Source organism: Bacillus mycoides (assembly GCF_000832605.1).
Taxonomy (GTDB): Bacteria; Bacillota; Bacilli; order Bacillales; family Bacillaceae_G; genus Bacillus_A; species Bacillus_A mycoides.
On the sequence record NZ_CP009692.1, the window covers coordinates 2807851 to 2820118 of the forward strand.

At 34.5% G+C, this 12268-nt stretch carries 14 protein-coding genes; 13 read left to right on the forward strand and 1 reads right to left on the reverse strand.

Features of this window, described 5'->3' with window-relative positions:
- The 7 genes from BG05_RS16320 (at nt 1) to BG05_RS16350 (ending at nt 6905) form a co-directional block, all read left to right on the forward strand.
- On the forward strand, nt 1-1185 hold the full coding sequence (locus tag BG05_RS16320; protein WP_033734100.1) for an ABC transporter permease: 1185 nt from the start codon (nt 1-3) through the stop codon (nt 1183-1185).
- Between the two features lie 133 nt (nt 1186-1318).
- Nucleotides 1319-2686: an FtsX-like permease family protein gene (locus BG05_RS16325; RefSeq protein ID WP_033734102.1), complete on the forward strand. Its 1368-nt coding sequence runs from the start codon at nt 1319-1321 to the stop codon at nt 2684-2686.
- A gap of 222 nt (nt 2687-2908) precedes the next feature.
- On the forward strand, nt 2909-3343 hold the full coding sequence (locus BG05_RS16330; protein ID WP_002142369.1) for a ferritin-like domain-containing protein: 435 nt from the start codon (nt 2909-2911) through the stop codon (nt 3341-3343).
- Nucleotides 3344-3569: 226 nt separating this feature from the next.
- Complete coding sequence (locus tag BG05_RS16335; RefSeq protein ID WP_003190057.1) at nt 3570-4034, forward strand: DUF2691 family protein; 465 nt, start codon at nt 3570-3572, stop codon at nt 4032-4034.
- A gap of 23 nt (nt 4035-4057) precedes the next feature.
- Entirely contained in the window at nt 4058-4573 is a 516-nt protein-coding gene (locus BG05_RS16340) for a GNAT family N-acetyltransferase (RefSeq protein ID WP_003190059.1), read from the forward strand.
- Complete coding sequence (locus tag BG05_RS16345) at nt 4574-5452, forward strand: aminoglycoside phosphotransferase family protein (protein WP_003190061.1); 879 nt, start codon at nt 4574-4576, stop codon at nt 5450-5452.
- 124 nt (nt 5453-5576) lie between these two features.
- Nucleotides 5577-6905 (forward strand): YjiH family protein, encoded by a 1329-nt coding sequence (locus BG05_RS16350; protein WP_003190062.1) that lies wholly within the window; start codon nt 5577-5579, stop codon nt 6903-6905.
- Nucleotides 6906-6972: 67 nt separating this feature from the next.
- Here the strand turns inward: BG05_RS16350 and BG05_RS16355 are convergent, their stop codons facing one another.
- A complete protein-coding gene (locus BG05_RS16355) occupies nt 6973-7365 on the reverse strand; it encodes an MFS transporter (RefSeq protein WP_002128009.1) in 393 nt (130 codons plus the stop codon).
- Nucleotides 7366-7823: 458 nt separating this feature from the next.
- Here BG05_RS16355 and BG05_RS16365 point away from each other — a divergent pair, with 458 nt between their 5' ends.
- The 6 genes from BG05_RS16365 (at nt 7824) to BG05_RS16390 (ending at nt 12189) form a co-directional block, all read left to right on the forward strand.
- Nucleotides 7824-8168, forward strand: a complete 345-nt coding sequence (locus BG05_RS16365) for an ArsR/SmtB family transcription factor (protein ID WP_000014568.1) — start codon at nt 7824-7826, stop codon at nt 8166-8168.
- A gap of 29 nt (nt 8169-8197) precedes the next feature.
- Nucleotides 8198-8713: an SRPBCC domain-containing protein gene (locus BG05_RS16370; protein WP_002013656.1), complete on the forward strand. Its 516-nt coding sequence runs from the start codon at nt 8198-8200 to the stop codon at nt 8711-8713.
- Between the two features lie 90 nt (nt 8714-8803).
- Complete coding sequence (locus BG05_RS16375) at nt 8804-9184, forward strand: VOC family protein (RefSeq protein ID WP_033734107.1); 381 nt, start codon at nt 8804-8806, stop codon at nt 9182-9184.
- Nucleotides 9185-9343: 159 nt separating this feature from the next.
- On the forward strand, nt 9344-9931 hold the full coding sequence (locus BG05_RS16380; RefSeq protein ID WP_002185500.1) for a GNAT family N-acetyltransferase: 588 nt from the start codon (nt 9344-9346) through the stop codon (nt 9929-9931).
- A 322-nt stretch (nt 9932-10253) separates the two neighbouring features.
- The gene (locus BG05_RS16385) at nt 10254-10886 is read left to right on the forward strand and encodes a YdcF family protein (RefSeq protein ID WP_002128006.1); all 633 of its coding nucleotides are present in this window, start codon (nt 10254-10256) and stop codon (nt 10884-10886) included.
- Nucleotides 10887-11040: 154 nt separating this feature from the next.
- The gene (locus BG05_RS16390; RefSeq protein ID WP_003190073.1) at nt 11041-12189 is read left to right on the forward strand and encodes an acyl-CoA dehydrogenase family protein; all 1149 of its coding nucleotides are present in this window, start codon (nt 11041-11043) and stop codon (nt 12187-12189) included.
- The last annotated feature ends 79 nt before the right edge of the window (nt 12190-12268 follow it).

A 12268-nucleotide genomic window follows, 5' to 3' on the forward strand; every position in this document is an offset into this window, starting at 1 on the left:
TTGAATACGAATGAAAATATACGCATGGCCATATCTTCTATTTTTGCGCATAAAATGCGATCTATATTAACAATGCTAGGCATTATTATTGGAATCAGTGCAATTATTACAATTATTTCAATGGGAGATGGACAGACTGCAAAGATGCAAAAGGAACTTGCAGAGAATCAGCATATGGATGAACTTAAAATAGAATACTTCAACCCGGATTCTCCGACAGAAAAAGCAAAAATCACACCACATATGGTAAAGCAATTGCAAGTGATACGAGGTGTAAAAGATGTGTATCCCAATGTGCATATGGACGTAAAAGTATATACGGGATCAAAAAATGTTTCCTTTAGTTTAAATGGGGGAACAGGAAACTTTATGCAGGACTCTAAAATGAAAATGGTACATGGGCGAGAGTTAACACCGGATGAACTAAAAAAGCCAATTCCTGTTGTAATTGTAGCTGAAGATTTATTTAAAACACTATTTGATAATTGGAAAGATGATTTGTATATAGATATAAAAGGAAAACTATATAAGGTTGTTGGGGTGTACAAATATGAAGACGGTTTTCAACGTCAATTTAAATTGTATGAAGGATATACATCTATCGACAATGCACCTTTAATTGCAGGGATTGAGGAATACGATACAGTGAAAATTAAGTTAACTTCTCCAAGTGAGCGAGAGGCTGTAGAAAAACAAGCTATATCTGTATTGGATGAATTGAAATCCCCAGAATTTGAGCATTCTTTTACAGTCGAGGATACGAAAGCATATGGTCAAAAAATAGAAGAGTCAACACGAACGATGAAAATAGTATTTGCTAGTATTGCTGGAATTTCCTTAATCGTAGGTGGTATTGGTGTGATGAATATCATGCTTGTATCCGTTACAGAGCGTACACGTGAAATAGGTATTCGAAAAGCGCTCGGTGCAACGAGAGGAAAAATATTAACACAATTTCTCATCGAAGCATGTATTTTAACGTCATTAGGCGGGGCGGTTGGTTTTGGATTAGGTATGTTTTTTGCTTGGATCGCTTCGTCAATAGGTGAATGGCCACTAGTTATTTCTGTAAGTCTTGGATTACTCTCAGTTGGAATATCGATGTCAATTGGTATTGTCTTTGGCATACTGCCGGCTAATAAAGCGGCTAAATTGGATCCGATTGAGTGTCTGCGGTATGAATAAGTGAAAAGGGTAATTTTTTTGAAAACAAATCATTGATGTAATGTCTTCCATTTCTGGAGGGATGGCTGGTGACCTTATCTAGCATTGCCCTTTGTAATATTTTGCATCAATCATTTCCTGGAGGTTAAGATAAATGAATTTATTTAATATAGTTCAACGTAACATACGGCGTAATTTTAAAGAGTATATACTCTATTTTTTATCGTTAGCTTCAAGTATGCTTATCTATTTTATATTTGCATCACTTCGATATAGTACTCAAATAAAAAAAGAAATGGTTAATAATGTGATGATTAATAGTGTTCTTCAATCTTCAAAAGTGATTCTCATTATTTTTATAGCTATATTTATTATTTATTCTACTAATTTTTTTATAAGGAAACGAAAAAAAGAGGTAGGATTATATTCTTTACTAGGAATAACTAAAAAACAAATTGGTCCGATGTTATTTTGTGAGACTATGATAATGGGAGGCGTTGCTTTAGTAGTTGGCATACTGATTGGCAGTATAAGTTTTAAGTTATTTTTAGAACTGCTAATGAGTTTAATGAAATTAAATGTACCTATTCATTTCGAGTTATCTATAAAAGCGATAATAGACACGTTCATCGTCTTTTTATCTATTTTATTATATACAGCATGGAAAAACTCTCGCATTATTTATAAATTTCCATTGATTGAAATGTTTCAAGCTAATCATCAAGGAGAACGGATGCCAAAAGGTTCTGTACCTAGGGCGTATATAGGTCTTATTTTAATGGGATTAGGATATATACTAGCAGGCTTCTTCCGTGAAGTAGTAAATATTGTGCGGAATCCCATTGATCCTATGAACCCTATTATAAATCCTATAATGATTCCAGTTTTTATTTTGTTTTTAGTTGTTTTTGGGACATATTTTCTATTCACTTCTTATACAGTTATTGTTTTAAAGAAAATTAGAAGTAAAAGAGAAATATTTTATAGCGGTATAAATATACTAAACATTTCGCAATTACTATACCGAGTAAAAGGAAACGCTAAGTTACTTGCAATAATTGCTATATTAAGTGCTACAGCTTTAACTGCAATTAGTACAGTCGCAGCAGGGTATTATGTAGGGCAATCTGAAACAAATAGAGATTTTATGCAACTGTATGGAGTTGCGTTATTTATTGGAAGTTTTTTAGGGGTTATATTTGTATTGGCGACAGGTTCAATTATATATTATAAACAATTATCTGAAGCGTATGCTAATCAGAGATATTATGAAACTCTTCGTAAAATAGGTGTTACGAAAAAAGAGGTAAGAAAGTCAATTTCGAAGCAAGTTAGCTTTAGTTTTATTTCACCTCTAATAGTCGGACTTGTTCATAGCTTATTTGCGATACCAATAATAAACAACATGCCTATATATAACATCATTATGCCTATTTTAATTAGTAGTGGTGCATATTGTATAATTTATGTTGGATATTATGTGTTAACTATTTATTCGTATTTTAAAATTGTGTATAAATAAAATGGAATGATACGTGTAATAGATAAAAAACGGTTCACTAATAGTGAACCGTTTTTTTTTGTGAACTCATTATTACTCTATAGGAAAATAAAGCAGTGATAGATAGGTTCTTCAATATTTTAAAGGTAATCGAAGAGTTTGGATTTGCGGTTCTTTTTTGTATACATGCTCCTACTATTTCAAAATGCATAAAATGTTATGTGAAATAACGGAGGGGATACGATGTATAATTCGAATTATGATGATTGGTATAGACAGAATGATAAGCTAATTAGTGATATTGAAAAAGCTATAAACGGAGAGTATAGCGCTATAAGCTGCTATGCAAAATTAGCTAATATGGCTCCAAATCAAGTAGAACAAAAACAAATTCTTGAAATCCGTAATGATGAAATAAGGCATTTTCATCATTTTGTACAAATCTATACGAATTTAACTGGCAGACAGCCGAAACCACAGATTACGGAAAATTGCCCTAATACGTACTTACAGGGATTAGAGTTCGCTATACAAGATGAGCAAAAGACCGTAGATTTTTACTTGGAAATTTCAGATGAAGCAGCAGATGCATCTATGAAAGAGTTATTGCGCAGAATAGCTGCAGATGAACAAAATCATGCGGTGTGGTTTTTATATTATTTTGTGAAGTCGAAGTGAGTGTTAAAAATGAATGGCTGATGTGCTGAACATATTAGAAATTATTTTAAAACGCAGTGCAATAATTTAATGAAAAACTTAAATGTAAGTAGAAAGAAACCGTTTCATAAGTAGTGGGACGGTTTTTTCGCGGTGAAATACAAGTTACATAGGTATCGACAAAATATAGTAGTTGAATTTGGTATATAATGTATGGAACGAAAATAAATAAGCTAGGAGCAAACAAATGAAAAGAGGAATTTTTGTAGATATTCCAAATGAAAATGATAATTTACTTTGGAAAGTGTTAAAGCCAATTGATATTACTTCATTTGATTGGCGAGTGGAAAACGAGGAATCTTATTTCATATTGCCTGATGGATTAGGAACAGAATTATTTTCAGAAGATAACAAGGTAATGAGTGGATTAGAATTGAAAAAATTAATAAAAGACAACATATATTATCTCATTTTTGCAGATTTAAAAGCGTATCCAAAAGGAGAGGAAGTAGTAGATATTGAAACATATGAAGAATTTAAAGAGAGTAAGTGTAAAGTAGTCGTATTAGTAGCGGATGGTGATTACATACAGGTTTATGCGAAAAACCAAGAAGAGATTGAAATGATGTATGAAAACGCAATTGATCAAGGGTTTTATGTTGAATATGTTACAGACGAGAATGATGGAAGGACTCGTATGTCAGTATGGTAGTAATTTGAAGGGGGAATGGCAATATGGAGAGAAATATAAGTAAAGAATATACAATTCGAATTGCTGCAGAAGAAGAAAGTAATAGCATTATCACTCTATTAAAAGAAGTAGCACAATGGTTACAACATAAAGAAGTGGATCAGTGGCAGTATCTTTTAGGAGGAGAAGCTACCGCTGAAATATTAGAAGGTATAAGAGAGAAATATACGTACGTTATTGTGAAAGAAGATGAGATTGTCGGTACGGTTACCGTATCACCTAAACAAAATGATTGGGATAAATATATTTTTGGTAAAGAGGAAATTCCTAATTCGTTATATATTCATAGATTTGCGGTGAAACGGAAGTATAAGAGGCATGGAATAGGAGAATGGATTTTGCATTGGATAGAAGAGAATGTGCAAAGTGATAAAGAGTATTTGAAGTTAGATTGTGTTGGGCATAACCAAACGTTGAATGGTTTTTATAAGCGATGCGGTTTTGAATATATCGGTAGTACGGATGGACTTAGTAAGTTTCAAAAGAAAAGAGGAGAGTGAATGAATCAAATTAACGTAAGTTTAGTTGAACAGTTAATACAACAACAGTTTCCCGAATGGGCCCATTTAGAAGTGAAACCTGTAAAGCTTAGCGGTCATGATAATAGAACGTTTCACCTAGGGGACGAGATGAGTGTAAGATTGCCAAGTGATGCAGCATATGCACCGCAAGTAGAGAAAGAAAATAAGTGGCTTCCAATATTAAGTAAGGAACTTTCTTTACCAATTTCTGCACCAATTGTGAAAGGGAGTCCATCTGAAGAATATCTATGGCCTTGGTCTATTAATAAGTGGATCGAGGGGGAGACCGTTACGAAAGAAAATGTTCGTGACTTAAATGAATTTGCGGCGGACTTAGGCTCGTTTTTAATAGAGTTACAATCAATTGATGCGAGTAACGGGCCAATAGCTGGAGAACATAATTTTTACCGAGGCGGGCTTATATCTGTATACGATGAAGAAGCGAGAGTGGCTATTGAAAATAATAAGGATGTTTTTGATGAGACATTATTAAAGCATCTTTGGAATGTAGCACTTCGTTCAACATGGGACCACAAACCAGTTTGGATTCATGGAGATGTTGCACCAGGAAACTTACTCGTTAAGGATGGAAAACTTTGTGCCGTAATTGATTTTGGTATTTTAGGAGTAGGAGATCCGGCTTGTGATGCAGCGATGGCATGGACGTTTTTTGATAAGAATAGTAGAAACGTATTTAAAGAAGTATTACGCATGGATGAAGAAACGTGGAATAGAGCGAGAGGATGGGCGCTTTGGAAGGCGTTAATTACATATGATGCGAATAAGACTAGTAATAAGATAGTGGCAGAAGAATCTTATCGTGTAATTCAAGTAATTGTGGATGATTATAAGAGGTAATAGAAAAAGCTTATTTTGATTGTATATTTCAAAATAGGCTTTTTTACATGATTAAATATTCGAATTAAAAGAAGGAATCTGACGTTAATATACAGAATATTTAGATAATAGGAGGTGTCTAATTTTGAATGAAATTGAGTTAAAAAGTAATGTAATTAAGACAGGGCGAGAGAAGGGGATTATACTTCGCTTTATACTTGCTAGTCTAGTTGGTGTGTTTATGTTTTTTGTTCCTGTTACGATAAACGGTGCTTCGTCTATTATGATTGATCATATCGTATCATGGATTAGGACTTCGGTTCCGAGCGTAGTACCTTATTACGCACTACTTGTTATGGCAATGGGTGCGATTTATCCGTTTTATACGAAGAAATGGAATGCATCTATTGTAGACATTTGTTTTTCTATTTTAAAAGTAGTAGGTGTTGTTTTCGGCGTATTATATTGTTTGAAAGTAGGACCAGCATGGTTCTTTGCGCCAGATGTTGGACCGTTTTTGTATGAGAAGTTAGTTATATCAGTAAGTTTACTCGTTCCAATTGGCTCAGCATTTTTAGCGTTATTAGTCGGGTACGGATTGCTTGAGTTTATCGGCACGTTTTGTCGTCCAATTATGAGACCGTTATGGAAAACACCTGGGCGATCAGCAATTGATGCGGTTGCTTCCTTTGTAGGAAGCTATTCGTTAGCCTTATTAATTACGAACCGTGTTTACAAAGAAGGAAAGTATACGACGAAAGAAGCAGCAATTATCGCAACAGGTTTTTCAACAGTATCCGCAACATTTATGATCATCATCGCAAAAACATTAGATATTATGCATTTATGGAATGTTTACTTTTGGACTACTCTTGTTGTAACATTCATCGTGACCGCTATCACCGTAAGAATCCCGCCTCTTAGTAGAAAACCAGATACATATATTACGAAAGAAGGGTTCCCAGAGCCCGTTTATAAAGAGAAAATGTTAGAGCGAGCTTGGGAAGATGCATTAGAAGTATCGAAGTCTGCGCCAAATATTATGAAAAATATCGCAGTGAATTTAAAAGACGGATTTATAATGACGATGGGGATTTTACCATCAATTATGTCAGTAGGATTAATTGGTATCGTCTTAGCAAAGTTTACGCCAATATTTGATTGGGTAAGTTACATTTTCTATCCATTTACGTGGCTATTACAATTACCAGAAGCAGACCTAGCTGCTAAAGCAGTATCAGTTGGTATTGCAGAAATGTTTTTACCTTCTCTTTTAGTTGTAAGTGCACCGCTTGTTACAAAGTTTGTTATTGCGGTTGTGTCCGTTTCATCCATTTTGTTTTTCTCCGCATCAATCCCTTGCATATTATCGACAGATATTCCGTTAAAAGTATCTGAACTTATTATTTTATATGTGCAAAGAACGATTTTAACGTTGCTTATTATTACGCCGATTGCTTATTTGTTGCTTTAAACATGTAGAGTTAAGTTTCTGAAGTTATGCCATTTTCTGATTATTAAAATCAGAAAATGGCATAACGTTAATTATGTTCTAAAGTAACTCTAGATGATTTTTTCATAAATAACGTATGAGCTAAGTATATAATCATACCAATACGTGTGATTAATACTCCTGCGAGTAGAAAAACTCCGCTTACTTTTATCCATAGGGCTAAAAGTGAACCTAATGTAGGTGAAATCACCATAGCGCCGTGCACCATTGTATTTGCGGTACTAGTTACTCTTCCCATTAATCTTGCAGGGGTTTGAAGTAAGTAACTATAGCATACAGAGATAGAAGCGATAAATATACCGATAAAAAACCAAATGATTAACGATAAAAATAAATTACTCGATAAAAAGCCGAACCCTCCAAGTCCAGTAAGGATCAACATTCCTCCAAGTAATATAGCTGAACCGTTTAAGATATTCATTTTGTTTACTGTATTTCCCTATTTTCCAATGGTTATAGCTCTGACTAAAGCGTCTAACCCAACGATACTTATAAAGATTCCAAACAAACTATCACGTATGTCCATTTCTTTTGCCAATAAAACAACTAAACTATCAAATAAAAATATGAAAAAAAATACTGTAGCGTTAAATAGTATTAAAAGTATTAAAGCTTTCTTGGACCAGATAAAAACAAAGCCTTCGCGGAAATCGTTCCAAAACCCACTGACTAAAGCATCACTTTATCGTAAAACATAGGCTTGTGAAATGTTTTTAATCCATTTTTATTATTAAGTAACGATTTGGTATTACTTTAGTTTTCGAATATTCCTTGACGGGAATATTCCTATTTGGTTATAATCGATTCAACAGGAAAAAAATATTAGTGATGATATTGATGTGTTATAACCGGAGACCATCACTTAACGAGGTGAGTGATATGTCGGGGAAAATTCCGGGCGTGAATATGACGACGTTGAGCGCTTTATCTGAACCGAATCGTATGAATATCGTTGAACTCTTGCGTGACGGTCCCTTAACCGTTGGGGAAATCGCCGAACATTTGGGATTAAGGCAACCACAAACTTCGAAACACCTAAAAGTGTTAAGCGATACAGGGATTGTGGAAGTGCAGGCTGAAGCTAATCGCCGGATTTACAAACTCCGACCTGAGCCTTTCCAAGCACTTGATTGTTGGGTGCAGTCATTTAAGCGTGTGATGGAAGAGAGATTCGATAATTTAGATGAGTATTTGAAGGAATTGCAAAACAAGGAAAAGTCATAAAATCAGTTCATATTTAAGGAGGAATTAACATGTCAAACAATACAATGGTATCAAGAGTAGAGAACGATCGGGTATTAGTACTGGAGCGCGTTTTCGATGCGCCGCGTGATCTTGTATTCAGTATGTTTAAAGAACCAGAGCATTTGAAACATTGGTGGGGACCAAGAGGTTGGGAAATTCCAGCATGCACTGTCGACTTCCGTCCGGGAGGCGTTTGGCACTACTGTATGAAGTGTGTCAATCAGAACTTGGAGCAATTTTTTGGTATGGAATCATGGGGAAAAGCAGTCTATAAAGAGATTATTGAGCCAGAAAAAATCGTCTACACTGATTACTTTTCAGATGCTGAAGGCAATGTAAATGATTCTATGCCGTCAACCGAGATGACATTGGAATTCATCGATTTAGGTGGAAAGACAAAGCTAATAAACCGTGCTGAATATGTTTCCGAAGAAGCCCTTAAGACCGTTATGGACATGGGCATGCTACAAGGTATCACCGAAACTTGGGATCGTTTGAATGAGCGATTGGAGTCGCTGAAATAGATTTTTGCACCGCAACTTTATTTTCGGTGATAATTAGGTATAAGTGTATGGAGTTTAATAAAAATTGTTTATAAAGGAGCGTTAAAATAAATGATTAATAATGTTGGTCAAATCATGTTGTATGTGAATAACCAAGATGAAGTGAAGGAGTTTTGGACAGAGAAAGTAGGGTTTAGTGTCATTTCAGAGGAAGATAACGGTCAAGGAATGCGATGGATTGAAATTGCTCCAACTAAAGAAGCTGAAACAAGTATTATTCTCCATAATAAGGAGCTAATTGCTAAAATGCAGCCGGAGTTAAATCTTGGCACACCTTCTTTAATGTTCTTCTCAAAAGAATTCGATCGTTTATATAGTGATTTAGTAAACAAAAACGTTACAGTCGGAGAAATTGTATATATGCCTTCAGGTAGAATATTTAATTTTGCAGATAGCGAAAATAATTATTTTGCAGTAATGGAAAAGAAATAAATTTCAATTCAATTTATGAGTGCGATGCTTGAATAAAAGGCATCGCACTTTTTATTTTAAAGATATATTTTATTCCTTGATATAAAAATAATTTTATGTTCTTATATAACGATATAACGGTACGGAGTGTGATATAGTTACAACAAAGGGGGCTTACAAATGGAAATTATTCACGAAAGAGCAAAGTTACGGTTAATGGATAGCAATGATGTCGAAAAAATGTTTTCAATCGTGGAAGGAAATCGAGATATTTGGGCGTATTTAATCTCTAAAATGGATACTGTTCAAGATATGCAGCAATATGTTCAAAAGGCGATAAAAGCTTATGGGGCAGGGAAGGATTTGCCATTTGTTGTTGTTGATCAAAAGACAAATGAAATAGTAGGGAGTACACGCTTATATAACATTTCAGTTGAAGATAAGACGGTGGAATTAGGGAAAACGTGGTATGACCCAAGTGTGCAACGTACGAGTATGAATACAGAATGTAAGTATATGTTATTACAATATGCTTTTGAAAAGTTGCATATGCGGAGGGTACAAATTAAGACGGATGCACGAAATGAAAAAGCACAAAGAGCAATTGAAAGACTCGGCGCAGTAAAAGAGGGTGTACTTAGAAACGAAAGAAAATTACCGAGTGGGCATGTTAGAGATGCAGTTGTATATAGTGTTATTGCAAATGAATGGCCAGCTGTAAAGGAAAGGTTATTAGAAAAATTAGAGTCATATAAAGAAAAACGATAATTCATATTATTAAAGGTGTATTGATCGTCAAGATGAAAAATATACCTTTTTTCTTACAAAACAGTTACTTCTTTTGTTTCATCATTCCATTATGATAAAAAATTCGTTACAATGTAGTTGTATGGTAATAAACTTATAAATTACACAAATGTAATGAAAACCGCAAACGAAAAATGAATTGATAATCCTCAATTTTAAATAAAAACCCTTTAATGCATATATATGATAAGAAAAATTCCTTCTTTTAAACAAATTCAAACAAAATGATTTGATATATACGTTTTTATATAGAAGTATGGATGATGTACGGAGGCAGTTATAAATGAAAGAAAATAAGAAAAGTAAGAAAAGAAAAATCTTGCAAGTATTCTTGCTTATGATTTGTTCTATTATTTTATATGTAAGTTATGCAGCTTACGATATTTGGAGTTATCGCTTTAAAACAGATGATGGTGTGAAGACAGATGCTGGTATCGTGCTGGGAGCAGCTTCATGGAACGGAAAACCATCTCCTGTATTTAAAGAAAGAATTAATCATGCAATTTCCTTATATAAGAACGGTAATATTAAAAAGATTATTTTCACAGGTGGTACAAAGTTTGAGGCAGAGCTTGAGGAAGCGCGTACTGCTAGAGTGTATGCACTGAAACATGGTGTGAAAGAAGAGGATATTCTAATTGAAACAAAATCCCTTTTCACAGAGGACAATTTAAAGAATGCAAAGCAAGTTGGAATAGAGAACGGAATACGCACATATACGATTGTGAGTGATCCACTTCATATGAAACGTGCAATGAAAATTGCAAAACATATTAAAATTGAAGCGTATGCATCACCAACTCCAACGTCAGCGTATAAAACGTTAGATACAGAAATCCCTTTCTTTTTTAAAGAATTATGCTCGTATATTGGATATGTAACCTCTTTGCCATTAAAGGCATTGAAAGGGGATTAATATAAGAAAAGAACCTATCCTTTTTATAGGAACTTTTCTTATTGTTCAAAAGCATTGTATTTTTATCGGAATAGTGAAACAATAGAGAAGTAACTTCATATAATCATAATGACAAAATGAACGGTTTATGAATCGAACATAAAGGAGATTATGTATGGCACTCTCATTTGTTGAAACAGAAGAACAATCTTTAGTTATTGAGAAAATAAATAAATTGATTCCGAAGTTCATGGAAAGGGAGCATCAACTAAGTGAATTAGGATCATTTCCGTATGAAAATATTAATAATTTGAAAGATATCGGATATACGAAATTAACGTTGCCAAAAGAATTGGGAGGCAATGCGATTTCTTTATATGACTTCGTTTTATTTCAAGAGAAAATAGCAGAAGGCTGCGGTGCTACCGCATTATCGATTGGATGGCACCTTGGCATTGTAAAGGAATTAGCTGAAAATCGTTCTTGGAATGAGGAAATGTTCACTTGGTTTTGTGAAGAAGTACGTAATGGTGCGCTTTTTAATCGAGCAGCGACAGAGCCGAATACAGGTAGTCCTACGCGCGGCGGGAAACCAGAGACGTTAGCTGTCAAAAAAGGTGAGAAGTGGATTATAAATGGAAGAAAAACGTTTACGACAATGGCACCAGTACTTGATTATTTTATCATTTCAGCAAGTATTGAAGGCCAGGAAGATATCGGAGAGTTTGTCATTCCAAAGAATACGCAAGGCGTGACAATTGAAGAAACGTGGGATAGCATCGCAATGCGAGGAACTGCGAGCCATGATCTCGTTTTACAAAATGTAGAGATACCAGATCGCTTTTTCACTGATATAAAGGGTTCAAAAGTTAAAGCTAAGGGTATTGGCTGGTTGCTACATATACCAGCATGTTATTTAGGAATTGCACAATCAGCAAGAAATTATGCAGTTCAGTTTGCGGTATCATACAAGCCAAACAGTTTAAATCATTCTATAAGTTTATTACCGAATGTTAGAAGGTTAGTTGGAGAATTAGAACTTGAGCTTATGCAAGCTCGTGTCTTTTTATATCAAATTGCGAAAAAATACGATGAGGCAGAAGATAAATTATCATTGCAAGCAGAACTTGCGGCAGTGAAATACGCGGTAACAAATGCGGCGATATCTATTGTAGATAAAGCAATGCGCATCGTAGGAGCGAAAAGTTTATCAGAAAAAAATCCGCTTCATCACTATTATTTAAACGTCAGAGCAGGAATACACAATCCGCCGATGGATGATGTAACACTGTCTATGCTGGCGGATGCGGCGTTTCGGTCGTAATGAAGAAATATAAAGTCTGTTCCGTTCAGGAACAGGCTTTTCGTTGTCGGTGAATCGTTGATATAATTCCATGTATTAT

Bases quoted from the DNA above. Each gene is read 5' to 3' on its own strand.
- BG05_RS16325 (WP_033734102.1), top strand. From the start codon at position 1,319: ATGAATTTATTTAATATAGTTCAACGTAACATACGGCGTAATTTTAAA.
- BG05_RS16330 (WP_002142369.1), top strand. From the start codon at position 2,909: ATGTATAATTCGAATTATGATGATTGGTATAGACAGAATGATAAGCTA.
- BG05_RS16335 (WP_003190057.1), top strand. From the start codon at position 3,570: ATGAAAAGAGGAATTTTTGTAGATATTCCAAATGAAAATGATAATTTA.
- BG05_RS16340 (WP_003190059.1), top strand. From the start codon at position 4,058: ATGGAGAGAAATATAAGTAAAGAATATACAATTCGAATTGCTGCAGAA.
- BG05_RS16345 (WP_003190061.1), top strand. From the start codon at position 4,574: ATGAATCAAATTAACGTAAGTTTAGTTGAACAGTTAATACAACAACAG.
- BG05_RS16355 (WP_002128009.1), bottom strand. From the start codon at position 7,365: ATGAATATCTTAAACGGTTCAGCTATATTACTTGGAGGAATGTTGATC.
- BG05_RS16365 (WP_000014568.1), top strand. From the start codon at position 7,824: ATGTCGGGGAAAATTCCGGGCGTGAATATGACGACGTTGAGCGCTTTA.
- BG05_RS16370 (WP_002013656.1), top strand. From the start codon at position 8,198: ATGTCAAACAATACAATGGTATCAAGAGTAGAGAACGATCGGGTATTA.
- BG05_RS16375 (WP_033734107.1), top strand. From the start codon at position 8,804: ATGATTAATAATGTTGGTCAAATCATGTTGTATGTGAATAACCAAGAT.
- BG05_RS16380 (WP_002185500.1), top strand. From the start codon at position 9,344: ATGGAAATTATTCACGAAAGAGCAAAGTTACGGTTAATGGATAGCAAT.
- BG05_RS16385 (WP_002128006.1), top strand. From the start codon at position 10,254: ATGAAAGAAAATAAGAAAAGTAAGAAAAGAAAAATCTTGCAAGTATTC.
- BG05_RS16390 (WP_003190073.1), top strand. From the start codon at position 11,041: ATGGCACTCTCATTTGTTGAAACAGAAGAACAATCTTTAGTTATTGAG.